The sequence below is a fragment of the Pseudomonas sp. 273 genome, from assembly GCF_029201425.1.
GTDB lineage: Bacteria > Pseudomonadota > Gammaproteobacteria > Pseudomonadales > Pseudomonadaceae > Pseudomonas > Pseudomonas delhiensis.
This window is the reverse complement of sequence record NZ_CP116775.1, coordinates 6,918,890-6,942,128: the sequence shown is the minus strand read 5'-3', so window position 1 is coordinate 6,942,128 and position 23,239 is coordinate 6,918,890. Positions and strand designations below refer to the sequence as shown.

At 68.9% G+C, this 23,239-nt stretch carries 21 protein-coding genes and 2 pseudogenes; 10 read left to right on the top strand and 13 right to left on the bottom strand.

The features are described 5' to 3' along the window. The first annotated feature begins 24 nt into the window (after positions 1 to 24). Positions 25 to 1,425, top strand: coding sequence for an aminoacyl-tRNA deacylase and HDOD domain-containing protein (locus PKO50_RS31745; RefSeq protein WP_275628227.1), 1,401 nt, complete (start codon positions 25 to 27; stop codon positions 1,423 to 1,425). A gap of 214 nt (positions 1,426 to 1,639) precedes the next feature. On the opposite strand, the gene PKO50_RS31740 is transcribed toward PKO50_RS31745, so the two are convergent. From PKO50_RS31740 to glcD, 10 genes are all read right to left on the bottom strand, one after another. Further along, positions 1,640 to 2,044 (bottom strand): helicase, encoded by a 405-nt coding sequence (locus PKO50_RS31740; RefSeq protein WP_109937172.1) that lies wholly within the window; start codon positions 2,042 to 2,044, stop codon positions 1,640 to 1,642. A gap of 137 nt (positions 2,045 to 2,181) precedes the next feature. Next, positions 2,182 to 2,454: an HU family DNA-binding protein gene (locus tag PKO50_RS31735; protein WP_009614168.1), complete on the bottom strand. Its 273-nt coding sequence runs from the start codon at positions 2,452 to 2,454 to the stop codon at positions 2,182 to 2,184. A 197-nt stretch (positions 2,455 to 2,651) separates the two neighbouring features. Further along, positions 2,652 to 3,806, bottom strand: coding sequence for an FAD-dependent oxidoreductase (locus PKO50_RS31730; RefSeq protein ID WP_275628226.1), 1,155 nt, complete (start codon positions 3,804 to 3,806; stop codon positions 2,652 to 2,654). Between the two features lie 72 nt (positions 3,807 to 3,878). Next, positions 3,879 to 4,046 (bottom strand): rubredoxin, encoded by a 168-nt coding sequence (locus PKO50_RS31725; protein ID WP_275628225.1) that lies wholly within the window; start codon positions 4,044 to 4,046, stop codon positions 3,879 to 3,881. Between the two features lie 174 nt (positions 4,047 to 4,220). After that, entirely contained in the window at positions 4,221 to 4,388 is a 168-nt protein-coding gene (locus PKO50_RS31720) for a rubredoxin (RefSeq protein WP_009614173.1), read from the bottom strand. 443 nt (positions 4,389 to 4,831) lie between these two features. Next, a complete protein-coding gene (locus PKO50_RS31715) occupies positions 4,832 to 7,009 on the bottom strand; it encodes a malate synthase G (protein WP_275628224.1) in 2,178 nt (725 codons plus the stop codon). 29 nt (positions 7,010 to 7,038) lie between these two features. Beyond that, positions 7,039 to 7,440, bottom strand: a complete 402-nt coding sequence (locus tag PKO50_RS31710) for a heme-binding protein (protein ID WP_275628223.1) — start codon at positions 7,438 to 7,440, stop codon at positions 7,039 to 7,041. A 4-nt stretch (positions 7,441 to 7,444) separates the two neighbouring features. After that, a complete protein-coding gene (gene glcF, locus PKO50_RS31705; protein ID WP_275628222.1) occupies positions 7,445 to 8,671 on the bottom strand; it encodes a glycolate oxidase subunit GlcF in 1,227 nt (408 codons plus the stop codon). A 13-nt stretch (positions 8,672 to 8,684) separates the two neighbouring features. Then, entirely contained in the window at positions 8,685 to 9,764 is a 1,080-nt protein-coding gene (gene glcE, locus PKO50_RS31700; RefSeq protein ID WP_109937176.1) for a glycolate oxidase subunit GlcE, read from the bottom strand. Continuing rightward, complete coding sequence (glcD, locus tag PKO50_RS31695) at positions 9,764 to 11,263, bottom strand: glycolate oxidase subunit GlcD (protein ID WP_275628221.1); 1,500 nt, start codon at positions 11,261 to 11,263, stop codon at positions 9,764 to 9,766. The genes glcE and glcD overlap by 1 nt, the downstream gene beginning before the upstream one ends. 253 nt (positions 11,264 to 11,516) lie before the next feature. On the opposite strand from glcD, the gene glcC reads away from it, so the two are divergent. From glcC to ubiA, 3 genes are all read left to right on the top strand, one after another. Continuing rightward, positions 11,517 to 12,290 carry a transcriptional regulator GlcC gene (glcC, locus tag PKO50_RS31690; protein ID WP_109937178.1) on the top strand — a complete coding sequence of 258 codons (774 nt, stop codon included), beginning with the start codon at positions 11,517 to 11,519 and terminating at the stop codon, positions 12,288 to 12,290. A gap of 103 nt (positions 12,291 to 12,393) precedes the next feature. Beyond that, positions 12,394 to 12,924, top strand: coding sequence for a chorismate lyase (locus PKO50_RS31685; protein WP_089390916.1), 531 nt, complete (start codon positions 12,394 to 12,396; stop codon positions 12,922 to 12,924). A gap of 27 nt (positions 12,925 to 12,951) precedes the next feature. Next, complete coding sequence (gene ubiA, locus PKO50_RS31680) at positions 12,952 to 13,842, top strand: 4-hydroxybenzoate octaprenyltransferase (protein ID WP_275628220.1); 891 nt, start codon at positions 12,952 to 12,954, stop codon at positions 13,840 to 13,842. A 205-nt stretch (positions 13,843 to 14,047) separates the two neighbouring features. On the opposite strand, the gene PKO50_RS31675 is transcribed toward ubiA, so the two are convergent. Then, positions 14,048 to 14,413: a hypothetical protein gene (locus PKO50_RS31675; protein ID WP_275628219.1), complete on the bottom strand. Its 366-nt coding sequence runs from the start codon at positions 14,411 to 14,413 to the stop codon at positions 14,048 to 14,050. 246 nt (positions 14,414 to 14,659) lie between these two features. Between PKO50_RS31675 and phoB the strand changes: the two genes are divergently transcribed. The 6 genes and pseudogenes from phoB (at position 14,660) to PKO50_RS31645 (ending at position 21,343) form a co-directional block, all read left to right on the top strand. Then, on the top strand, positions 14,660 to 15,349 hold the full coding sequence (gene phoB, locus PKO50_RS31670; protein ID WP_089390722.1) for a phosphate regulon transcriptional regulator PhoB: 690 nt from the start codon (positions 14,660 to 14,662) through the stop codon (positions 15,347 to 15,349). Positions 15,350 to 15,388: 39 nt separating this feature from the next. Further along, positions 15,389 to 16,684, top strand: coding sequence for a phosphate regulon sensor histidine kinase PhoR (phoR, locus tag PKO50_RS31665; protein WP_275628218.1), 1,296 nt, complete (start codon positions 15,389 to 15,391; stop codon positions 16,682 to 16,684). Positions 16,685 to 16,754: 70 nt separating this feature from the next. Continuing rightward, a pseudogene (locus PKO50_RS31660) lies at positions 16,755 to 18,094 on the top strand (hemolysin family protein). 445 nt (positions 18,095 to 18,539) lie between these two features. Then, complete coding sequence (locus PKO50_RS31655) at positions 18,540 to 19,853, top strand: C4-dicarboxylate transporter DctA (protein ID WP_275628217.1); 1,314 nt, start codon at positions 18,540 to 18,542, stop codon at positions 19,851 to 19,853. A gap of 90 nt (positions 19,854 to 19,943) precedes the next feature. After that, on the top strand, positions 19,944 to 20,645 hold the full coding sequence (locus PKO50_RS31650) for a FadR/GntR family transcriptional regulator (RefSeq protein ID WP_275628216.1): 702 nt from the start codon (positions 19,944 to 19,946) through the stop codon (positions 20,643 to 20,645). Next, positions 20,642 to 21,343: a GntR family transcriptional regulator gene (locus tag PKO50_RS31645; protein ID WP_275628215.1), complete on the top strand. Its 702-nt coding sequence runs from the start codon at positions 20,642 to 20,644 to the stop codon at positions 21,341 to 21,343. Before PKO50_RS31650 ends, PKO50_RS31645 begins: the two co-directional genes overlap by 4 nt. Here the strand turns inward: PKO50_RS31645 and PKO50_RS31640 are convergent. Both PKO50_RS31640 and PKO50_RS31635 read right to left on the bottom strand, forming a co-directional pair. Continuing rightward, positions 21,333 to 22,229, bottom strand: a complete 897-nt coding sequence (locus PKO50_RS31640; protein WP_089390716.1) for a peptidoglycan DD-metalloendopeptidase family protein — start codon at positions 22,227 to 22,229, stop codon at positions 21,333 to 21,335. The two genes, PKO50_RS31645 and PKO50_RS31640, sit on opposite strands and share 11 nt — an antisense overlap. Positions 22,230 to 22,321: 92 nt before the next feature. Then, positions 22,322 to 23,217 (bottom strand): annotated as a pseudogene (locus PKO50_RS31635) (response regulator). Positions 23,218 to 23,239: the final 22 nt, after the last annotated feature.

Sequence of the window (23,239 nt, the reverse complement as noted above, 5' to 3'; positions counted from 1 at the left end):
GTTGCTAACCGGATCACAAAGCCCATGAGCGAAGCCGCACTCGCCGAAGCCCTCCCCGCCCCCTCGGTCATCCTCCAGTTGCTCGGCCGCCTCGGCGTGCCCTGCCGCGAGCTGCCCGACAGCGACCAACTGCCGAGCGCGCGCCGCGTGCAGGCGAGCCTGCTGGAAGACTCGGTGGGCACCCTGCTGGTGCTCTTCCCGCAGAACCAGTTGCTGGACCTCAACCGCCTCACCGAACTGACCGGGCGCAAGCTGCTGGCGATCAAGCCCGAGCGCCTGGAACGCATGCTCGGCAAGCACCAGCTCAGCCGCCTGCCGGCGCTGCCGCCGCTGACCAGCTCGCCCTGCCTGTACGACGAGCGCCTGCTGCAGGAGCCGCAGCTGCTGATCGAGTCCGGCAACCCCGGCACCCTGCTGGAGATCGCCACCGGCGACTTCCGCCAGTTGCTGGAGAAGGCCAGCGCGGCGCGCTTCGGCGTGCCCCTGGAGCAGATCCGGCCGAACCTCGACCGCCCCAACGACGACCGCGCCGAGATCACCCAGGCGGTGCAGGCCTTCACCGCGCGGCGCATCCAGCAGCGCCTGGAAGAGACCATCGAGATCCCGCCGCTGCCCAAGACCGCGCAGAAGATCATCAAGCTGCGGGTGGACCCCAACGCCACCGTGGACGACATCACCGGCGTGGTCGAGACCGACCCGGCGCTGGCCGCCCAGGTGGTCAGCTGGGCCGCCTCGCCCTACTACGCCGCGCCGGGCAAGATCCGCTCGGTGGAAGACGCCATCGTCCGCGTGCTGGGCTTCGACCTGGTGATCAACCTGGCCCTCGGCCTGGCCCTGGGCAAGACCCTGAGCCTGCCCAAGGACCAGCCGCAGCACGCCACGCCCTACTGGCAGCAGGCGATCTACACCGCCGCGGTGATCGAGGGCCTGACCCGCGCCGTGCCCCGCGCCGAACGCCCGGAAGCCGGCCTGACCTACCTCGGCGGGCTGCTGCACAGCATCGGCTACCTGGTCCTGGCGCACATCTTCCCGCCGCATTTCTCGCTGATCTGCCGCCACCTGGAGGTCAACCCCCACGTGCCCCACGACCTGGTGGAGCAGCACCTGCTGGGCATCACCCGCGAGCAGATCGGCGCCTGGCTGATGCGCGCCTGGGACATGCCGGAAGAGATCTACACCGCCCTGCGCTTCCAGCACGACCCGGACTACGCCGGCCCCAACGCCGCCTACGCCAACCTGGTGTGCCTGGCCACCCGCCTGCTGCGCCAGAACGGCATCGGCAGCGGCCCGCAGCAGGGCGTGCCGCAGGCCCTGCTCGACCGCCTGGACATCCCCCGGGAAAGGGCCGAAGACGCGGTGCGCAAGGTACTGGACGCCGAAGCCGTGCTGCGCGAGTTGGCCTCGCAGATGAACAGCCCGCACTGATCTGGCTGCGGAAATGAAAAAAGCCGCCTCCTTTCGAGGAAGCGGCTTTTTCGTGTCCGCCATTGGCCATCGCGGACAGACCTGTAGGAGCGGGCCCTGCCCGCGATTTCGCGCGCAGGGCGCGCTCCTACATGGGAGCGGTGTGGGTGGCGCAGCGTAGGAGCGGATCTCATCCGCGATCCGCGCCGATATGTCCGGCTACAGGGGCATGGCCTTAGGCCGCTTCCTTCTCCACCGCCTTGGCCGCAGCCTTCTTCTTCGGCTTGAGGTACTTCACCAGGCCCTGGAACCAGATCACCAGCGCCGGGTTGCCCTGGATCTGGATGTCCTTGTTCTGGATGCCTTGCATGAAGGCCAGCTGCGGGTTCTTCGAGGTGAGGGTGGCGAAGCCGTAGGCGCTGTCGCGGAAGCCGATGGCGAAGGCCGGCTGCGGGTGCACGCCGCGGCGGGCGCTGACGCGTTGGTCGTGGACGATGTAGTGGCGGGCGACCTTGCCGTCCAGGCTGTGCAGCTGGAACACCAGGTCCTTGCCTTCGAGCTGCTTGCGGAAGGCCGGGTTGTCGCGCGAGGACCTGGCCATCATACGGCCGAGGAACCACAACAGAAGACGGAATTTCATGCACAGACCTCGACGCGTTCGAGACAGATGGCTGCGCATTGTAGCGGGATCGAGAAAGGACTACATCCGTACTTTCGAAGGGAAATGTAACCGTTTGGTAGCCCGGAGCCGCATGGGCTCCGGGGCTGGGAACAGCCTTAGTTGACAGCGTCCTTCAGGGCCTTGCCCGGCTTGAAGGCGACGGTATTGCTGGCCTTGATCTTCACCGGCTGGCCGGTCTGCGGGTTCTTGCCGGTGCGGGCGCCACGGTGGCGCTGGATGAAGGTGCCGAAACCAACGAGGGTGACGCTGTCTTTGCGGTTCAGCGCGCCGGTGATCTCATCCAGCAGCGCGTTCAGCACCTTGTTGGCTTGTTCTTTGGTGAGGTCGGCCTTTTCGGCGATCGCGGCGGCGAGTTCTGGTTTACGCATAGATGCCTCTTTGACGGTTTGTTGTTTTTGTGTCCGTGCTGTCTTCCCAACAGCGCCTAAGGCACCGCGGCCCAGGCCCTACAGGCTCTAGGCTGCGGCAGACGGGGGGAGGATGGCACGCCGCAAGCTGGTACGCCAGTATCGTCAGACAATTTGCGGATACATTCCCATGACGGAAACGCCATAACCGAGGACTTTCAAGCCAGAAGTGCCGGCAACTCCTTGTTCAGCGAGAGTTTTTCACCGACTGCCGCGCCAGTCAGGGCGTAACCGAGCAAGCGACCGGCGGTATCCCGGCACAGCACCTTGAGGTCCGCGCCAGAGCCTTCCACGAGCCACTGGCCATCGCTGCCGCGCGGCGGCGGCGAGACCACCAGCGGGCACACCGGGGTCTTCACGGTGACCGGCATGGGGCCGTAGGCCACCGCCGTCGGCTTGCCCGCCAGGGTCTGGGCCAGGGCGCGGGCGCAGCTCATCAGCGGCATCACGTAGAGCAGGTTGAGGCCGTCGACCTCGGCGCAGTCGCCCAGGGCGTAGATGTTGGCGTGGGAGGTGCGCAGCTCGCGGTTCACCACCACGCCGCGGTTGACCTCCAGGCCCGCCTCGGCGGCCAGGTCGATGCGCGGGCGCAGGCCGACGGCCGAGACCACCAGGTCGCAGGGGATCACCTGGCCGTCCGACAGGTGCGCCTCCAGGGCTTCGCCGGCGCGCTCCAGGCGGTTGAGCACCGGGCCCAGGTGGAAGCGCACGCCCAGGCCCTCCAGGCCGGCCTGCACGGCCGCCGCGGCAGCTGGGTGCAGCAGGCCGGGCATGACCTGCTCGCAGGGCGCGACCACGTCGATCCGGTAGCCGCCGGCGGACAGGTCGTTGGCGAACTCGCAGCCGATCAGGCCGGCGCCCAGCAGCAGCACGCGGCGCTTGCCGGCGGCTGCGGCGCGGAAGCGCGCGTAGTCCTCCAGGTCGTTGATCGGGAAGATGGCGTCCAGGGCGTCGCCCTGCACCGGCACGCGGATGGTCTCGGCGCCCCAGGCCAGCACCAGGTCGCGGTACTCGACCTGTTCCTCGCCGATCCAGATGCGCTTGTGCCCCGGGTCGATGCCGGTGACGCGGGTGTGGGTGAGGATGCGCGCCTTCAGCTGCTCGGCCATGGCGCCCGGCTCGGCCATGGCCAGGCCGTCGGCGTCCTTGTTCTTGGAGAAGCCGGTGGAGAGCATCGGCTTGGAGTAGGAGCGGCCATCGTCGGCGGTGATCAGCAGCAGCGGGGTTTCCGCGTCCAGCTTGCGCCATTCGCGCGCCAGGTTGTAGCCGGCCAGGCCGGTGCCGATGATCACCAGCGGTGCGTTCTCGCTCATTGGATTCTCCACATCGAACGGGACCGAGCGGCCCTGGCCGGCTCGGTGGAATTCAGGGTTTCGCGGGGCCTGTCAGGCGATTTCGATCATCTCGAAGTCGATCTTGCCCACGCCGCAGTCGGGGCAGAACCAGTCGGCGGGAATGTCTTCCCAGCGGGTGCCGGGGGCGATGCCCTCCTCGGGCAGGCCGAGGGCCTCGTCGTAGATGAAGCCACAGACCACGCATTGCCACTTGCGCATCGTCGAACCTCCTGCGGGTTGCCAGGGCAACCTAGCGCACTTTTCGGCCCCCCGCCAAGGGCAGGGTCGCCGCCGCCCGGCGGCAGCGCGGCCAACCGCGCGAAGCGCTCAAGCACGGGACCGGAGACGAAAACGGCGGCCACTGGCCGCCGCTCGCAGGGATGCCGGGACGGCTCAGCCGATCTCGATCATCTCGAAGTCCAGCTTGCCGACGCCGCAGTCCGGGCACAGCCAGTCCTCGGGCACGTCTTCCCAGCGGGTGCCCGCTGCGATGCCCTCTTCCGGCCAGCCTTGGGATTCGTCGTAGATGAGTCCGCAGACTACGCATTGCCACTTTTTCATTGTCTACCCCTCGAGCGGGTTACCACGGTTGCGGCCGCACGCTAACGCAATTCCCGGCGTGCGCCAAGACGCCGCTGGGCGGTTGGACGCTCATTCAGGGCCAACCAAAGATGGGTGGTGCGTGGGGGGGTTGGCTTTTCGTAGGAGCGGGCTTGCTCGCGAACGGTGTTCTGCCGGCTGGGGTTGGTGCGCGTCCTGAAGAGTCCCTCTCCCCAGCCCTCTCCCTGAAGGGAGAGGGGGCTAGCCCGTGCCGAGAGAAGGAATGGTTTCAGCCGGAAACTGCAGAGCTGCCGGCTGACTCTGAAATATCCGAGCACGCCGAACGGTCCCCTCTCCCTTCAGGGAGAGGGTTAGGGAGAGGGAGCGGAGTCACAGCAGGACACCGAAGCCTCGGGTGAGCCCCGTTCGCGCGCAAGCTCGCTCCTACACCTACAAGGGCAGCTTCAGTGCTGCGCCTTGTAGCGCAGGCGCCAGGCGTGCAGCAGCGGCTCGGTGTAGCCGCTGGGCTGCTCGCGGCCCTTGAAGACCAGGTCGCTGGCCGCCTGGAAGGCCGCCGAACCCTGGTAGTCCGCGGCCATCGGGCGGTAGGCCGGGTCGCCGGCGTTCTGCGCGTCCACCACCTTGGCCATGCGCGCCAGGGTCTCGCGCACCTGGGCCTCGGGCACCACGCCGTGGTGCAGCCAGTTGGCGATGTGCTGGCTGGAGATGCGCAGGGTGGCACGGTCTTCCATCAGCCCCACGTCGTGGATGTCCGGCACCTTGGAGCAGCCCACGCCCTGCTCGACCCAGCGCACCACGTAGCCGAGGATGCCCTGGCAGTTGTTGTCCAGCTCCTCCTGGCGGGCCTCGGCGCTCCAGTCGGCGGACGCGGCCACCGGGACGCTCAGCAGGTCGTTCAGCAGCTCGTCGCGCACGCTGGCCAGGTCGACCTTCTGCAGCTCGCCCTGTACCGCCTGCACGTCCACCTGGTGGTAGTGCAGCGCGTGCAGGGTGGCGGCGGTGGGCGACGGTACCCAGGCGGTGGTGGCGCCGGATTTCGGGTGGCCGATCTTCTGTTCGAGCATGGCCGCCATCAGGTCGGGCATGGCCCACATGCCCTTGCCGATCTGCGCGCGGCCGCGCAGGCCGCAGGCCAGGCCGACCAGCACGTTGTTGCGCTCGTAGGCGGCGATCCATTTCGTGCCCTTCATGTCGCCCTTGCGCAGCATCGGGCCGGCTTCCATGGCGCTGTGCATCTCGTCGCCGGTGCGGTCGAGGAAGCCGGTGTTGATGAACACCACCCGCGCCGCGGCGGCGCCGATGCAGGCCTGGAGGTTGACGCTGGTGCGCCGCTCCTCGTCCATGATGCCCATCTTCAGGGTGTTGCGCGGCAGCCCGAGGACGTCCTCGACGCGGCCGAACAGTTCGTCGGCGAAGGCCACCTCAAGCGGGCCGTGCATCTTCGGCTTGACGATGTAGACGCTGCCGGTGCGCGAGTTGCCCTTGCGCTGCAGGTCGTGGATCGCCACCAGGCCGGTGAGCACCGCGTCCATGATGCCCTCGGGGATTTCCGCGCCGCTCTCGTCGAGGATCGCCGGGGTGGTCATCAGGTGGCCGACGTTGCGGATGAACAGCAGCGAGCGGCCGTGCAAGGTCAGCGCCGAGCCATCGGCAGCTGTGTACTGGCGGTCGGCGCTCATGCGCCGGACGAAGCTCTTGCCGCCCTTCTCCACCGCCTCGCTGAGGTCGCCCTTCATCAGGCCCAGCAGGTTGCGGTAGACCAGGGTCTTGTCCTCGGCGTCCACCGCGGCGACCGAGTCCTCGCAGTCGAGGATGGTGCTCAGCGCGGCCTCGACCAGCACGTCCTTCACGCCGGCGGCGTCGGTCTGGCCGATGGGGCTGGTGGAGTCGATCTGGATCTCGAAGTGCAGGCCGTTGTTCTTCAGCAGCACGGCCTTGGGCGCCAGCGGCTCGCCCTGGTAGCCGACGAATTTCTGCGGCTGGGCCAGGCCGGCGACGCTGCCGTCCTCCAGGGTCACGCGCAGCTGGCCCTGCTCGATGCGGTAGGCGGTGGCGTCGGCGTGGCTGCCCTGGGCCAGCGGCGCGGCCTGGTCGAGGAAGGCGCGGGCGAAGGCGATGACCTTCTCGCCACGGCGCGGGTTGTAGCCCTTGCCCTTCTCGGCGCCGTCGTCCTCGCTGATCGCGTCGGTGCCGTAGAGCGCGTCGTACAGCGAGCCCCAGCGGGCGTTGGCGGCGTTCAGCGCATAGCGCGCGTTCATCACCGGCACCACCAGCTGCGGGCCGGATTGCTGGGTGATCTCGGTGTCGACGTTGGCGGTGCTGGCCTGCACCGAGGCGGGCGCCGGCAGCAGGTAGCCGATGGATTCGAGGAAGGCGCGGTAGGCCGGCATGTCCTGGATCGGGCCGGGGTGGGCGCGGTGCCAGTTGTCCAGCTCGGCCTGCAGGCGGTCGCGCTCGGCGAGCAGCGCGCGGTTCTTCGGCGCCAGCTCGTGGACCAGGGCGTCGAAGCCCTGCCAGAAGGCCTCGGCCTGCACACCGGTGCCCGGCAGGGCCTCGTCCTCGATGAAGCGTTGCAGTACGTCGGCGACCTGCAGGCGCTGGCGGGTGATTCGTTGGGTCATCGCAAGGTTCTCCTGTGTTCGTCGAGTGCTCAGAGCGCGGCCACGCCGGCCTTGGCCACCTGGGCATCCTGCGCGGCCTGCACGCCGGACACGCCGACCGCGCCGATCACCTGGCCCTCGTGGATCACCGGCACGCCGCCTTCCAGGGTGCCCTGCAGCACCGGGGCGGAAAGGAAGGCGGTGCGGCCGTTGTTGATCATTTCCTCGTACAGGCGCGTCTCGCGGCGGCCCAGGGCGGCGCTGCGGGCCTTCTCGGTGGCGATGTAGGCGCCGACCGGCGCGCAGCCGTCGAGGCGCTCCAGGGCCAGCGGGTGGCCGCCGTCGTCGACCACGACGATGGCCACCGCCCATTGGTTGGCCTGGGCTTCGGCGCGGGCGGCGGCGAGGATGCGGGCGACTTCGCCCTGGGTCAGTACGGCTTTGCTTTGCATGGCGTCAGCTTCCGGTGGTGAGGGCGTGGTCGACCAGCTCGATCCAGTGCCGGACGGGGGTGCGTCCGGCGCCGTCGAGGTGGGTCTGGCAGCCGATGTTGGCGGTAGCGATCAGGTCGGGCCGACCGCTTTCCAGGGCGTCCAGCTTGTTGTCGCGCAGCTTGTGCGAGAGCTCCGGCTGGGTCAGTGAATAGGTGCCGGCCGAGCCGCAGCAGAGGTGGCTGTCGGGCACCGCGGTGAGGTTGAAACCCAGGCGCTTGAGCACCGCCTCGACGGCGCCGCCGAGCCTCTGGGCGTGCTGCAGGGTGCAGGGGCAGTGGAAGGCCAGGGTCTGGTCGCAGTGCAGGCCGAGGTTTTCCAGGGGTTCTGCGCGGATCACCTCGACCAGGTCCTTGGCCAGCTCGCTGACGCGCTTGGCCTTGGCCGCGTACTGCGGGTCGTCGCGCAGCAGGTAGGCGTATTCCTTGACGAAGGCGCCGCAGCCGCTGGCGGTCTGCACGATGGCCTCGGCGCCGTTCTCGATGGCCGGCCACCAGGCGTCGATGTTGCGCCGGGCGCGGTCCAGGCCGGTGTCCTGGGCGTTGAGGTGGTAGTCCACGGCGCCGCAGCAGCCGGCCTGGGCGGCCGTGGCGATGCTGATGCCGAGGCGGTCCAGCACCCGCGCGGTGGCCGCATTGGTGTTCGGCGACAACGCCGGCTGCACGCAGCCTTCGAGCATCAGCACGCGGCGCTTGTGGCGCTCCGCCGGGCGCACACCGGCCGGGGCTATGGCCCGCGGCAGGTGACTGCGCAGCGCCACGGGAAGGATCGGCCGCAGCGCCTCGCCGGTGTTCACCAGCGCCTTGAACAGCGCCGGGCGCGGCACGATGGCGCGCAGGCCGCCGCGCAGCAGGCGCTCGCCCAGCGGCCGCGGCACGCGCACTTCGATGGCGGCGCGGCCGATGTCCAGCAGCTTGTGGTACTCCACGCCCGAGGGGCAGGTGGTTTCGCAGTTGCGGCAGGTCAGGCAGCGGTCCAGGTGTTCCTGGGTTTTCTCGCTGACCTCGTCCTGTTCGAGGAACTGCTTGATCAGGTAGATGCGCCCGCGCGGGCCGTCCAGTTCGTCGCCCAGCTCCTGGTAGGTCGGGCAGGTGGCGTTGCAGAAGCCGCAGTGCACGCAGCTGCGCAGGATGCGTTCGGCTTCCTCGGCGTGGGCCAGGCGTTTGGCCGCTTCGCTCAGGTTGGTCTGCATAGGTCTATCCGCGTCAGAAGTCGGCGTACATGCGCCCGGGGTTGAAGATGCCCTGCGGGTCGAGCTGGCGCTTCAGCGAGCGGTGCAGCTTGAGCAGGGGCGCCGGCAGCGGGTGCAGCGGGTCGTCGACCTGGCCCGGGGTGAAGCAGGTGGCGTGGCCGCCGACGGCGCTCACCGCCTGGCGGATCTCCGCGGCGCCAGCCTCGGGCTTCAGCCAGCGCTGCGCGCCGCCCCAGTCCAGCAGTTGCTCGCCGGGTAGCGCCAGCGGCGCGCTGAGCGCCGGCAGCGACAGGCGCCAGAGCGGCCGCGGGTCGCGGAAGAAGTCCAGGCGCTGTTCGCGCAGGTCGTCCCACCAGGCGTCGTCCAGGGCCTCGCCGCCGATGCGGTCGCAGGCGGCGCGCACCGAGCCTTCGTTGCCTTCGAAGCGCAGGTACAGGTGCTTGCCGTCGTGGGCCGCGGCGCTCAGCGGCAGCGGCTGCTGGCCCCATTCGCCGAGGCGCAGCAGGGCGCGCTCCAGGGGGATTTCCTGGCGCAGGCTGATGCGGCAGCGCGGCTTGGGCAGGACCTTGAACGAGGCTTCGGTGATCACGCCCAGGCAACCGAAGCTGCCGGCCAGCAGGCGCGACAGGTCGTAGCCGGCGACGTTTTTCATCACCTCGCCGCCGAAGCGCAGGTGGGTGCCCAGGCCGCTGATCAGCCGCGTGCCCAGGACGAAATCGCGCACCGCGCCGGCCCAGGGCCGGCGCGGGCCGGACAGCCCGGCGGCGAGCATGCCGCCGACCGTGGCGTTGTCGGTGAAACAGGGCGCCTCGCAGGCGAGCATCTGCCCGGCGCTGTCCAGTGCGGCGTTCAGCTCGCGCAGCGGGGTGCCGGCGCGGGCGGTGATCACCAGCTCGGTGGGATCGTAGGAGACGATCCCGGTGTGCCCGGCCACGTCCAGCGGGCGGGCCTCCACCCAGCGGCCGAGGAAGGCCTTGCTGGAGCCGCCGCGGATGGCCAGGGCGGTCTTTTCCGCCAGGGCCTGGCGCACCTGTTCGAGCAGCTCGGCGCTGCGGTCGTGGCCGGCCTGGGGGTCGAAGTGCTGGGTCTGCATCAGAAGCGCTCCAGTTCCGGGAACGGCAGTTGGCCGTGGTGGATGTGCATGGCGCCGAACTCGGCGCAGCGATGCAGGGTCGGGATGTTCTTGCCGGGGTTGAGCAGGCCCTGGGGGTCGAAGGCGGCCTTCACCGCGTGGAACAGGGTCAGCTCCTCGGCGTTGAACTGGGCGCACATCTGGTTGATCTTCTCGCGGCCCACGCCGTGCTCGCCGGTGATGCTGCCGCCCACCGCCACGCAGAGTTCGAGGATCTTCCCGCCCAGGGCCTCGGCGCGCTCCAGCTCGCCGGGGACGTTGGCATCGAAGAGGATCAGCGGGTGCATGTTGCCGTCGCCGGCGTGGAACACGTTGGCCACGCGCAGGCCGTGCTCCTCGGACAGTTCGCTGATGCCGTTGAGCACGCGCGGCAGCTCGCGGCGCGGGATGGTGCCGTCCATGCAGTAGTAGTCCGGGGAAATGCGCCCCACCGCCGGGAAGGCGTTCTTGCGCCCGGCCCAGAACCTGGCGCGCTCGTCCTCGTCGCGGGCCAGGCGCACGTCGGTGGCGCCGGCCTTGCGCAGCACCGCATCGACCAGCTCGCAGTCCTCGTGGACGTCGGATTCCACGCCGTCCAGCTCGCACAGCAGGATGGCCGCGGCGTCCACCGGGTAGCCGGCGTGGATGAAGTCCTCGGCGGCGCGGATCGACAGGTTGTCCATCATCTCCAGGCCGCCGGGGATGATGCCTTCGGCGATGATGTCGCCGACCGCGCGGCCGGCCTTCTCGACGTCGTCGAAGCTGGCCATCAGCACCTTGGCCACCTGCGGCTTGGGCAGCAGCTTGACGGTCACCTCGACCACCACGCCGAGCATACCCTCGGAGCCGGTGAACAGCGCCAGCAGGTCGAAGCCCGGGCTGTCGAGGGCGTCGGAGCCCAGGGTCAGGCGTTCGCCGTCGACGGTGATGATGTCCACCTTGAGCAGGTTGTGCACCGTCAGGCCGTACTTCAGGCAGTGCACGCCGCCGGCGTTCTCGGCGACGTTGCCGCCGATGGAGCAGGCGATCTGCGACGACGGGTCCGGCGCGTAGTACAGGCCGTGGGGCGCGGCGGCCAGGGAGATGGCCAGGTTGCGCACGCCGGGCTGCACCCGGGCATAGCGGCCTTCGGGGTTGACCTCGAGGATGCGCTTGAAGCGCGCCATCACCAGCAGCACGCCCTGCTCCAGCGGCAGCGCGCCGCCGGACAGGCCGGTGCCGGCGCCACGGGCGACCACCGGGACCTGCATGCGGTGGCACAGGCGCAGCAGGGTCTGCACCTGCTCGACGTGTTCGGGCAGCACCACCAGCATCGGCGTGCTGCGGTAGGCGGAGAGGCCGTCGCACTCGTAGGGGCGCAGGTCCTCGGCCTCGTGGAGGATCTCCAGGTCCGGCAGCGCGGCGCGCATCTCGGCGAGCAGCGCGGCCTTGTCCACCTTCGGCAGTGCGCCGTCGAGGCGCTCATCGTAGAGGATGTTCATCGGGTCTCACACGGTGGTTTTTCTTATGGGTGGCGCCGCCCCGGCGAACCGGGGCGGCTGCTGGACTGACGGGTCTCAGGTCGGCGCAGACTGGACCGTCGGACGAACCTGCGTCCAGTTGCCGCAGCACTGGTCCTACCAGTTTAGACACTCGACTTTCGGCCAGGAGGCCGTTCAGCGGCCTTATCAAAGCGCATCGGGTGGTCTAGAGTGGCGCCATGCATTCGAACTGGTAGGACCAGTTGGAGGACGAATGGAAAGCCAAAGCAGCGGCGCCCGCGCGCGGGTCGCCGACCAGGTGGCCGAGCGCATCGAGCGGCTGATCGTCGATGGCGTGCTCAAGGTCGGCCAGGCCCTGCCCTCGGAGCGGCGCCTGGTGGACAAGCTCGGCTGCTCGCGCTCGGCGCTGCGCGAGGGCCTGCGCATCCTGCGCGGGCGCGGCATCATCGACACCGAGCAGGGCCGCGGCTCCTTCGTCGCCGACCTCAGCCGGGCCAACGACGCCACGCCGCTGATGCACCTGTTCGCCTCGCAGCCACGGACCCTCTACGACCTGCTGGAGGTGCGCGCCCTGCTGGAAGGCGAGTCGGCGCGCCTGGCCGCGCTGCGCGCCACCGATGCCGACCTGATCCTGCTCAAGCGCCGCTACGAGGAGATGCTCCTGGCCCAGAGCGAGACGCCGCCGCCGGACCCGCGCGAACACGCCCGCCGCGACCACGCCTTCCACCGGGCGATCAGCGAGGCCTCGCACAACCCGGTGCTGGTGCACACCCTGCAGTCGCTCAGCGAACTGATGCTCAGCACCGTGTTCGCCTCGGTGAACAACCTCTACCACCGGCCGCTGCAGAAGCGGCAGATCGACCGCCAGCACACGCGCCTGTACAACGCCATCGTCGAGCGCCTGCCGGACCAGGCCCAGCGCGCCGCCCGCGAACATATCCACAGCATCCGCGACAACCTGCGCGAGATCGAGCAGGAGGAGCAGCGCCTGGTCCGCGCCACCATGCGCCTGCAGGGCTGGGAATGAGGCGCGGGGGGCGATAGGTCGCAGGCTAACGATCATCGATCCGTGGTACCCTGCGGCGGTCCTACGTCAGCGTTGAATTCCCGTGTCCGACCTTTCCGTACCTCTGCCGAACTGGCTCAACGAAGACCAGTTGCCGGCGAACGTCGAACCCGCCGTGCACGACTGGCTGTTCGACCAGGGCTCCCTGACCCGCCGCCTCACCGCCCTCGCCGAAGGCGCCTTCAGCGTCGAACCGCTGCTGGAAGGCTGGCAGGTGCTGCGCAACGACGAGTGCACCGCCCTGGGCGTGCCCAGCCACAGCCAGGGCTGGGTACGCGAGGTCTACCTGCGCGGCCACGGCCAGCCGTGGGTCTTCGCCCGCAGCGTGGCGGCCCGCTCGGCCCTGGAGGCCTCGGGCTTCGACCTGGCGCAGTTGGGCAGGCGCTCGCTCGGCGAGCTGCTGTTCAGCGACAGCGCCTTCCGCCGCGACGTCATCGAGGTGTGCCTGTACCCCGCGCCCTTCCTGCCCCTGGAAGTGCGCCGCGTGCTGCTCTGGGGCCGCCGCTCGTGCTTCCGCCGCGACCGCCTGGGCGTGCTGGTGGCCGAGGTGTTCCTGCCGCGCCTGTGGCGCGCTGCCGGAGTCGAGGCCGTATAATCCTCCGATCGTCCGTCGGAGCCCGCCATGTTCGCCGCCCTGATCAAACCCCTCGCCCGCCTGCACCCCCGCGCCTGGGACTTCATCCAGCTGACGCGCATGGACAAGCCCATCGGCATCTACCTGCTGCTGTGGCCGACGCTGTGGGCGCTGTGGATGGCCAGCGGCGGCCTGCCCAGCCTGAAGAACCTGGTGATCTTCGTCCTCGGCACCGTGCTGATGCGCGCCGCCGGCTGCGTGATCAACGACTTCGCCGACCGCGACTTCGACGGCCACGTGGCGCGCACCAAGGCGCGGCCCCTGGCCACCGGGAAGATCACCACGAGCGAGGCCTGGATCGCCTTCTTCAGCCTGCTGGCCTCCAGCTTCGTGCTGGTGCTGTGCACCAACGAGCAGACCATCTGGCTGTCCTTCGGCGGCGCCGCCATCGCCGCGCTCTACCCCTTCATGAAGCGCTACACCTACTACCCGCAGGTGGTGCTGGGCGCGGCCTTCTCCTGGGGCATCCCCATGGCCTTCACCGCCGCCAGCGGCACGCTGCCGGCCGCGGCCTGGCTGCTGTTCTTCGCCAACGTGCTGTGGACGGTGGCCTACGACACCTACTACGCCATGACCGACCGCGAGGACGACCTGAAGATCGGGGTGAAATCCACCGCCATCCTCTTCGGCGACGCCGACCGGGTGATCAACCTCAGCCTGCAGGGCCTGATGCTCCTGCTGCTGGTGCTGGCCGCCGGCAAGCTGCACATGGGCCTGTGGTTCTACGCCGGCCTGGTGGTGGCCGCCGGCTGCTTCGCCTGGGAATTCCACTCCACCCGCGACCGCGACCCGCAGGCCTGCTTCAAGGCCTTCCTGCACAACCACTGGGCGGGCCTGGCGATCTTCGTCGGTACCGTGGTGGATTACGCGCTGCGCTGAGCCTGGCGCCTACCCTACGGGCAAGGCACGGCTTCCTGTAGGAGCGAGCTTGCTCGCGAACAAATGCGGTGCCATGCGGTTCGCGAGCAAGCTCGCTCCTACAAGAGCAGGATGTATCGCCCTACGCCCCGTGCTCCCTGTAGGAGCGCGCCCTGCGCGCGAATCGCGGGCAGGGCCCGCTCCTACAGGGGTATCCCCCGCCGCATCACGGCTTGGCGATGTGCCAGGCGTTCATCTTGCCGTCGCCCTTCACCTCGCCGGCGGCCTTGTCCTGGACGAAGGTGTACAGCGGCTTGCCCTTGTAGGCCCACTGCTGGGTGCCGTCGTCGCGGGTGATCACGCTCCAGTCGCCGCTGGCCATGGCGCCGGTCTCGGCGGCCAGGGGCGGCCAGTTCTGCGCGCACTTGTCGTTGCACACCGACTTGCCGCCGCTGTCCTTGTCGAAGGTGTACAGCGTCATGCCCTTGGCATCGACCAGCGTGCCGTTCTTGGTGGTCGCCGGTTCCGCCGCCTGCGCCGCCATGGCCGGCAGCGCCAGGCACAGGGCCAGCGCCAGGTGTTTGCAATTCATCGTGAATCTCCTCTTCTGAGGTCGGACTCGCAAGGGAGGCGCGGCCGGAAACGGCGGCAGGTCGGGCAGGCCGTCACAACGGCCCCGGGAACGCGCGTGGGGCCGCCCGGTGGGGGCGGTCACATCAGCATAGTAGAGCGCCCCGCCACCCGCCGGGCATGTGCCTCGGCTAACATGCCCGCGTCACATCGCTGTAATAATTCCGTTATCTAATGCGGCGCAGTACAGAATTCCCGAGGCGAGACCATGGTTGGCAAGACAATCCTCATCGTTGACGACGAAGCGCCGATCCGCGAGATGATCGCCGTGGCCCTGGAGATGGCCGGCTACGAATGCCTGGAGGCGGAGAACGCGCAGCAGGCCCACGCCACCATCGTCGACCGCAAGCCGGACCTGATCCTGCTCGACTGGATGCTGCCGGGCACCTCCGGCATCGAGCTGGCGCGGCGCCTGAAGCGCGACGAGATGACCCAGGACATCCCGATCATCATGCTCACCGCCAAGGGCGAGGAGGACAACAAGATCCAGGGCCTGGAGGTCGGCGCCGACGACTACATCACCAAGCCCTTCTCGCCGCGCGAGCTGGTGGCGCGGCTGAAGGCGGTGCTGCGCCGCACCGGCGCCGGCGACAGCGAGACGCCGATCGAGGTCGGCGGCCTGATGCTCGACCCCATCAGCCACCGCGTCACCATCGACGGCAGGCCGGCCGAGATGGGCCCCACCGAGTACCGCCTGCTGCAGTTCTTCATGACCCACCAGGAGCGCGCCTACACCCGCGGCCAGTTGCTCGACCAGGTGTGGGGCGGCAACGTCTACGTCGAGGAGCGCACCGTCGACGTGCACATCCGCCGCCTGCGCAAGGCCCTGGGCGAGGTCTACGAGAACCTGGTGCAGACGGTCCGTGGAACCGGCTATCGTTTCTCCACCAAGAGCTGACCGCGCCCCCGCGCCTGATATTCACAAGGAAAGGACCTGGTGAACCAAGACTGGCGTGGCGCCCTGATCCGCCATCTGCTACTGCTGATAGTCGCCGCCGCGCTGATCGGCGTGGTGAGCGGGCAATACGGTTGGGCCCTGGCAGGCTGCCTGGGCATCTACCTCGGCTGGACCCTCTGGCAGGTGCTGCGCCTGCACAAATGGCTGAAGAACCACCGCGAGGACGAACCGCCGCCGGACGGCTACGGCCTGTGGGGCGAGGTGTTCGACAGCATCTACCACCTGCAGCGGCGCAACCAGCGCGCCCGCGGACGCCTGCAGGCAGTGATCGACCGCATGCAGGAGTCCACCGCGGCGCTGCGCGATGCGGTGGTCATGCTCGACGCCGACGGCAACCTGGAGTGGTGGAACCTCGCCGCCGAACGCTTGCTCGGCCTGAAGAGCCCGCAGGACGGCGGCCAGGCGGTGACCAACCTGATCCGCAACCCGCGCTTCAAGGAATACTTCGCCCGCGGCGACTACCAGGAGCCGCTGGACATGCCCTCGCCAGTGGACGACAAGCTGCTGCTGCAGTTCCAGATCACCCTCTACGGCAACGGCGAGCACCTGATGCTGGCCCGCGACGTCACCCGCGTGCAGCGCCTGGAGCAGATGCGCAAGGACTTCGTCGCCAACGTCTCCCACGAGCTGCGCACGCCGTTGACGGTGATCGCCGGCTACCTTGAGACCTTCCTCGACAACGCCGAGAACATCAACCCGCGCTGGGCCCGCGCCCTGCAGCAGATGCAGCAGCAGGCCGCGCGCATGCAGGGCCTGCTCAACGACCTGCTGCTGCTGGCCAAGCTGGAGGCCACCGACTACCCAGCGGACAACAAGCCGGTGGCGGTGGACCTGATGCTGCTGGCCATCCGCAACGACGCCCAGGCGCTGTCCGGCGCCCGCGAGCACCGCATCAGCCTGGAGGCCGACCCGAAGGTGAAGCTCAAGGGCAGCGAGGCGGAGCTGCGCAGCGCCTTCTCCAACCTGGTGTTCAACGCGGTGAAGTACACCCCCGAGGGCGGCGAGATCCGCATCCGCTGGTGGGGCGACGAGCAGGGCGCGCACCTGGCGGTGCAGGACAGCGGCATCGGCATCGACCCCAAGCACCTGCCGCGCCTGACCGAACGCTTCTACCGCGTGGACTCCAGCCGCAACGCCAGCACCGGCGGCACCGGCCTGGGCCTGGCCATCGTCAAGCACGTGCTGATCCGCCACCGCGCCACCCTGGACATCAGCAGCGTGCCGGGCAAGGGCAGCAGTTTCGTCTGCCACTTCCCCCGGCAGCAGGTCGCCTGAACCAACGTCGTCTTGCCACGGCCGCACGCTGCCGCCATGCTTACTCGCTCATTCATCAGCCAACAGAACCATGGACCCTTCCCCCAGTAGCGAATTGCTGACCTATTTCGCCGATTTCGGCCTCGTACTCTTCGCCCTTCTCCTCGTCCTGCTCAACGGCTTCTTCGTCGCCGCCGAGTTCGCCATGGTCAAGCTGCGCTCCACCCGCGTGGAGACCATCGCCAAGCAGCACGGCTGGCGCGGCAGCATCCTGCGCAAGGTGCACAACCAGCTCGACGCCTACCTCTCCGCCTGCCAGCTGGGCATCACCCTGGCCTCCCTGGGCCTGGGCTGGGTCGGCGAGCCGGCCTTCGCCGAGCTGCTGGAGCCGCTGCTGGCCGCGGTGGGCGTGCATTCCGAGGAAGTCATCCGCGGCGTGTCCTTCTTCAGCGCCTTCTTCATCATCTCCTACCTGCACATCGTGGTCGGCGAGCTGGCCCCAAGAGCTGGGCGATCCGCAAGCCGGAGCTGCTGTCGCTGTGGACCGCGGTGCCGCTGTACCTGTTCTACTGGCTGATGTACCCGGCCATCTGGCTGCTCAACGCCAGCGCCAACACCATCCTCAAGATCGCCGGCCAGGGCGAGCCGGGCCCGCACCACGAGCACCACTACAGCCGCGAGGAGCTCAAGCTGATCCTGCACTCCAGCCGCGGCCAGGACCCCAGCGACCAGGGCATGCGCGTGCTGGCCTCGGCGGTGGAGCTGGGCGAGCTGGAAGTGGTGGACTGGGCCAACTCCCGCGAAGACCTGGTCTACCTGGAACGCCACGCGCCGCTGGCCGACGTGCTGGCGACCATCCGCCGGCACAAGTACAGCCGCTACCCGGTGTTCGACGCCGAGAAGGGCGAGTTCACCGGCCTGCTGCACATCAAGGACCTGCTGCTGGAACTGGCGACCACCGACAGCCAGCCGGAAACCATCGACCTCGACGAGCTGGCCCACCCGCTGGAGCTGGTGACCAAGCACATGCCGCTGTCGCGCCTGCTGGAGCAGTTCCGCCAGGGCGGCGCGCACTTCGCCCTGGTGGAGGAGGCCGACCACAAGGTGATCGGCTACCTGACCATGGAAGACGTGCTGGAAGTGCTGGTCGGCGACATCCAGGACGAGCACCGCAAGACCGAGCGCGGCATCCTCGCCTACCAGCCGGGCAAGCTGCTGGTGCGCGGCGACACCCCGCTGTTCAAGGTAGAGCGCCTGCTGGGCATCGACCTCGACCACATCGAGGCGGACACCCTCGCCGGCCTGATCTACGAGACCCTCAAGCGCGTGCCGGAAGAGGAAGAAGTGCTGGAAGCCGACGGCCTGCGCATCATCGTGAAGAAGATGAAGGGGCCGAAGATCGTTTTGGCCAAGGTGGTGAAGTTGGATTGAAGCGGCTGCAAGCTGCAAGCTGCAAGCTGCAAGCTGCAAGCCAGGGCATGGAGCCATGGCGGTGTTTTCGTAGGGCGCATAACGCCTACGGCGTTATCCGCCAATCGCGGACAAAGTCCGCTCCTACACGGTGTTTCCTGGGACTGTAGGAGCGGACTCCGTCCGCGATTGGACTCGCCACCCATACCGGTCTGACCAGTTGAATCACCCTGCCGACTGCCCCGGACAGAATCCATCCCCCGCAAGAGCACTGCCCTAGAGCCTTAACCCCCTCTAATTCCCCCTTCCCCGGAACCATTCGTCGCACCATCCCCCACTCCGCACTTGCCGGCGGCGCCCCATGGGCATACCCTGAACTGGTCTGACCGGTAATACCAGAACAATAACTGCGCGCCTCAGCCCTCCCTCGTGGATGCGGACGGGCGCAGACAACGGAGACCCCCCAATGCTCATCCACCGCTGTTCCCGCTCGATCTTCCTGCAAGTGGTGCTCGGCCTGGCCCTCGGCGTGCTGTTCGGTGTCGGCCTTCCGGACTTCTCGGCCCAGCTCAAGCCGCTGGGCGACGGCTTCATCAAGCTGATCAAGATGCTCATCGCGCTCATCGTGTTCTGCGTGGTGGTCAACGGCATCTCCGGCGCGGGCGACCTGAAGAAGGTCGGGCGCATCGGCCTGAAGTCGGTGGTCTATTTCGAGATCCTCACCACCCTCGCCCTCCTCCTCGGCCTGCTGGTGGCCTACGGCAGCGGCCTGGGCAGCGGCGCCAACATCGACCTGAACGGCCTCTCCGCCGGCGATGCCGCGACCTACACCGCGCACACCAAGGACATCCACGGGCCGGTGGACTTCATCATGGGCCTGATCCCCACCTCGGTGTTCAGCGCCTTCGCCAACAACGACATCCTCCAGGTGCTGGTGTTCGCCGTGCTGTTCGGCAGCGCCCTGAACCTGGTGGGTGAACAGGCCAGCGGCGTGGCGCGGCTGATCAACGAGTTCAGCCACGTGGTCTTCCGCATCATGGGCATGATCGTGCGCCTGGCGCCGCTGGGCGTGTTCGGCGCGGTGGCCTTCACCACCAGCCGCTACGGCCTGGAGTCGCTGAGCCACCTGGGCGCCCTGGTGCTGGTGTTCTACCTCACCTGCATCGTCTTCGTGTGCCTGGTGCTGGGCACCGTGCTGCGCCTGAGCGGCGTGCGCCTGCGGCCGTTCCTGCGCTACTTCCGCGAGGAACTGCTGATCGTCCTCGGCACCGCCTCTTCCGATGCCGTGCTGCCGCAGGTGATGCGCAAGCTGGAGAACATGGGCATCCGCAGCTCCACCGTGGGCCTGGTGATCCCCACCGGCTACTCCTTCAACCTCGACGGCTTCTCCATCTACCTGACCCTGGCGGTGGTGTTCATCGCCCACGCCACCGGCACGCCGCTGGCCATCAGCGACCTGCTGACCATCCTGCTGGTGTCGCTGGTAACCTCCAAGGGCGCCCACGGCATCCCCGGCTCGGCCCTGGTGATCCTCGCCGCCACCCTCGCCGCGGTACCGGCCATCCCCGCCGCCGGCCTGGTGCTGGTGCTCTCGGTGGACTGGTTCATGGGCATCGGCCGGGCGCTGACCAACCTGATCGGCAACTGCGTCGCCACCGTGGTCATCGCCCGCTGGGAAAACGACATCGACCTGCAACGCACCCGGGCGGTACTGACTGGCGAACCCGGCGCCACCCAGAATGTGACGCCCGCCTCGAGCAAGGGCGAACTGCGCGGCTGACCACAGCCGCCACGCGTACCGCATCCATGGGTGCGGTGCGCAATGGTGGGGCCGGATGGGCCCCTCCTACTTACTGCCTCAGGAGTCACCATGTTTTCCTCATCCAAGCTGGTCAATTCAGTGGTTCAGAAACTGCTAGACACCATCGAACAGGGGCGCTGGGCGGCCGGCCAGATGCTGCCGGGCCAGCGCGAACTGGCCGAGCAGCTGGAAATCAGCCGGCCGAGCCTGCGTGAAGCCATCACCGTGCTGGAGACCCTCGGCGTGGTCCGTTCGCTGCCCGGCAAGGGGGTGCTGGTGCTGGAACGCGAGGAAGGCGCCCTGCGCGAGATCCGCGCCCCGGCCACCGCCACCCTGGAGGACGTGCTGCAACTGCGCTACGCCCTGGAGCCCTTCATCGCCGGACTGGTGGCGCAGAGCATCGACAGCGATTCCCTCGGCCGCCTGCGCCTGCTGCTGCTGGACATGCGCGAAGCGGTGGAGGACGGCCGCACCGCCGCCCTGGTCGAGGCCTACAACGCCTTCCACCGCAAGCTGGTGGCGCTGACCTCCAACCCGATCTTCCTCAGCGTCTCGCAGCAGATCGGCGGCGCCCTGGAGCAGAGCGACCACCTCATCCAGCGCAACGCCGCCCACGCCGAGGAACTGCTGGCCGAGCACGAGGCCATCGTCCGCGCCATCCGCCAGCACGACAGCGAAGGCGCCAGCCAGGCCATGCGCCAGCACATTCTCAACGAAGGCCTGCGCCTGAACCTGGTGCTGCGCGTGCCGGAAGCGGGGACGGGGCGATGAACGGCGAAACGGGCCCGCGCCGCCGGGGCCAGGCCCAGCGGATCTACGAGGACCTGCACGCGGCCATCCTCTCGCGGCGCCTGCGCCCCGCCGCGCCGCTCAGCCAGGAAACCCTCGGGCGGATCTTCCATGCCGGCCCCAGCAGCGTGCGTCGCGCCCTGCAGCGCCTGGCCCGGGAAGGCGCGGTGGAACTGGCGCCACGGCGCATCGCCAGCGTCGCCCGCCCCGACCCGCAGCACCTGCGGCAACTGCTGGAAACCCGCCTGCTGCTGGAAAGCGACATGCTCCGGCGCCTGGCCGGGAACCTGGACGGCGAGCGCCTGGCGGAACTGCGCGACCTGCTCGCCGCCCAGCGCCGGTGCCTGGCCGCAGGCGACGCGCTGGGCGCGCAGGACCTGGCCCGGCGCCTGCACCTGCGCCTGGCGCAGCTGTCCGCCAACCCCCTGCTGCCCGACCTGCTGGGCCCGCTGCTGGAGCGCCTGGCGGTGAGCATCGCCCTCGGTCGCGGCCAGGCCCACACCCTGGACAGCTGCCGGCAACAGGGGGAAATGCTCGAAGCCCTCGGCGAAGGTGACGCACAGCGCGCCTGTGCCTGCCTGGAGAGTTACCTGCGCGGCATGGGCGAGCGCCTGCGCTTCGCCCCGCCGCCGACCACCGACCTGCGCGCGGCCTTCGCCGGGAAGCTGGCTACTCCTTGACCACCGCGAAGTTCGGCAGGGTGCCCACCGGCTGGGCGAAGTCGTAGGGGATGGATTCCAGCGCCAGGCCGACGTTGCGCTGCACCACGAAGTGCAGGTGCGGGCCGCTGCTGTTGCCGGTGTTGCCCGAGCGCGCCAGGGGCGTGCCGACGCCGACGCGCTGGCCCTCGCTGACCAGCACCGAGCCACGCATCAGGTGCAGGTAGACACCCATGGTGCCGTCGTCGTGGAGGATGCGCACGAAGTTGCCGGAAGGGTTGTTGCCACGGCCGCTCTGGGCGTTCTCCACCTTCACCACGGTACCGCCGCGGGCGGCCACGATGGGCGTGCCCTCGGGCATGGCGATGTCCAGCGCGTAGCGGCTCTTGGGGGTGAAGTGGCTGTACTTGCCGTTGGCGCCCTGGCTCAGGCGGAAGGGCCCGCCGCGCCAGGGCAGCGGATAGTCGTAGGGCACCGGCTGCAGGCGCGGGTCGCCCAGGGCGTAGCGCAGCCTGGGCTTGTACTGCATCGGCCGCGACGCATCGCGCGGGCTCAGCGTGGCCAGGCGGATGGCGCTGCGCGGCGCCAGCACCCAGCGGATCGGCCGCTCCGGCGCGCCCACGGCGTTCTGCGCGGCGTTCACGCTCAGCTCCACCTCCACCGGCGCGTAGAGGTCATTGCGCACCTGCAGGGTCTCGAAGCCGTCGTGCCTGAGCGTCTGCAGCTTCACCTGCTGCTCCAGGTGCTCGACCATGCGGTCGCGGAAGACGAACACCTGCGCACCCGCCACGGCCTTGTCCGTGTAGGTGACCACGCCATTGGCGTCGACGTATTTGTAGATGGTCACGGCCGCAGCCGGCCCCGTGGCCATCCATAGGCCACAAAGGAAGAAAAGGCGCCCTAGCATGTCGACTCTGGTTATAGGTATTCGACGCCAGCAAGACTAGCAGCCGCGCCCGGCAGCGGCGAGCCGCCGGCCGTCGGGCTGTGAAGCAGGCCTCAGGCGCCGGGGACGTAGTGCTTCTGGGTGCTGCCGCGGGCGATCAGCCGCGACAGGTAGTCGAGCTTCTGCGGGTCCTGGTCGACGAAGCGCAGCAACAGCAGCAGCCACTCGCTGTCGGGCTTGGGCTCCAGCGCCGCCACCGAGTGCAGGTAGCCGTTCAGGCGCGCCACCTCGTTGTCTTCCTCCAGGTCCAGCACTGCGGTTTCCAGCACCTGCGGCAGCACCTGGCCGCGTTTCACCACCAGTTGCGCCTCCTTCAGGCTGAGCCCACGGATCACGCAGGGCAGGCTGGCGTTGGGCAGGCGCAACTGGCCCTGGCCCTTGCCCCGTGCAGCGGCGGCGGCGGCCGGTGCGGCAGCAGGCGCCGGGCGTGCCGGGGCGGGGCTGCGGCCGGCGCGGCCGTGGGGCGCACCACCTCGGCCTTGCCGCCGGTGAGGGCGGCGAGGGAGTCGTTCGGCGGGCCGCCGGCCAGGCTCCGCTGCGGCGCCGAGGCCAGCAGCGTGTCGAGCTTGCCGCTGCGGCTCAGGGCCTTGCGCACCTTGCTCACCAGCTGGTCGTTGGAGAAGGGCTTGCCGATGTAGTCCGACACCCCGGCCTGGATGGCCTGGACCACGTTCTCCTTGTCGCCGCGGCTGGTCACCATGATGAAGGGCACGTCCTTCAGCGGCGCCTGGGCGCGGCACCAGCCGAGCAGTTCGATGCCGGACATCTCCGGCATCTCCCAGTCGCAGAGGATCAGGTCGACCGCGTGGCGGGCGAGGTGCTGCTGGGCCTTGCGGCCGTTCACCGCCTCCTCTATGCGCAACCCCGGAAAATGGTCGCGCAACCCCTTCTTCACCAGGTCGCGGATGAAGGGTGCATCATCCACCACCAGAACACTGACCTTGCTCATCGTCGACTCCCTGGAACGCCAA

Bases quoted from the DNA above. Each gene is read 5' to 3' on its own strand.
- PKO50_RS31655 (WP_275628217.1), top strand. From the start codon at position 18,540: ATGCTCATCCACCGCTGTTCCCGCTCGATCTTCCTGCAAGTGGTGCTC.
- PKO50_RS31725 (WP_275628225.1), bottom strand. From the start codon at position 4,046: ATGCGCAAGTGGCAATGCGTGGTCTGTGGCTTCATCTACGACGAGGCC.
- PKO50_RS31745 (WP_275628227.1), top strand. From the start codon at position 25: ATGAGCGAAGCCGCACTCGCCGAAGCCCTCCCCGCCCCCTCGGTCATC.
- phoB (WP_089390722.1), top strand. From the start codon at position 14,660: ATGGTTGGCAAGACAATCCTCATCGTTGACGACGAAGCGCCGATCCGC.
- PKO50_RS31730 (WP_275628226.1), bottom strand. From the start codon at position 3,806: ATGAGCGAGAACGCACCGCTGGTGATCATCGGCACCGGCCTGGCCGGC.
- glcF (WP_275628222.1), bottom strand. From the start codon at position 8,671: ATGCAGACCAACCTGAGCGAAGCGGCCAAACGCCTGGCCCACGCCGAG.
- glcE (WP_109937176.1), bottom strand. From the start codon at position 9,764: ATGCAGACCCAGCACTTCGACCCCCAGGCCGGCCACGACCGCAGCGCC.
- PKO50_RS31720 (WP_009614173.1), bottom strand. From the start codon at position 4,388: ATGAAAAAGTGGCAATGCGTAGTCTGCGGACTCATCTACGACGAATCC.
- PKO50_RS31735 (WP_009614168.1), bottom strand. From the start codon at position 2,454: ATGCGTAAACCAGAACTCGCCGCCGCGATCGCCGAAAAGGCCGACCTC.
- PKO50_RS31640 (WP_089390716.1), bottom strand. From the start codon at position 22,229: ATGCTAGGGCGCCTTTTCTTCCTTTGTGGCCTATGGATGGCCACGGGG.
- PKO50_RS31650 (WP_275628216.1), top strand. From the start codon at position 19,944: ATGTTTTCCTCATCCAAGCTGGTCAATTCAGTGGTTCAGAAACTGCTA.
- PKO50_RS31675 (WP_275628219.1), bottom strand. From the start codon at position 14,413: ATGAATTGCAAACACCTGGCGCTGGCCCTGTGCCTGGCGCTGCCGGCC.
- PKO50_RS31715 (WP_275628224.1), bottom strand. From the start codon at position 7,009: ATGACCCAACGAATCACCCGCCAGCGCCTGCAGGTCGCCGACGTACTG.
- PKO50_RS31740 (WP_109937172.1), bottom strand. From the start codon at position 2,044: ATGAAATTCCGTCTTCTGTTGTGGTTCCTCGGCCGTATGATGGCCAGG.
- glcC (WP_109937178.1), top strand. From the start codon at position 11,517: ATGGAAAGCCAAAGCAGCGGCGCCCGCGCGCGGGTCGCCGACCAGGTG.
- PKO50_RS31710 (WP_275628223.1), bottom strand. From the start codon at position 7,440: ATGCAAAGCAAAGCCGTACTGACCCAGGGCGAAGTCGCCCGCATCCTC.
- PKO50_RS31645 (WP_275628215.1), top strand. From the start codon at position 20,642: ATGAACGGCGAAACGGGCCCGCGCCGCCGGGGCCAGGCCCAGCGGATC.
- glcD (WP_275628221.1), bottom strand. From the start codon at position 11,263: ATGAACATCCTCTACGATGAGCGCCTCGACGGCGCACTGCCGAAGGTG.
- ubiA (WP_275628220.1), top strand. From the start codon at position 12,952: ATGTTCGCCGCCCTGATCAAACCCCTCGCCCGCCTGCACCCCCGCGCC.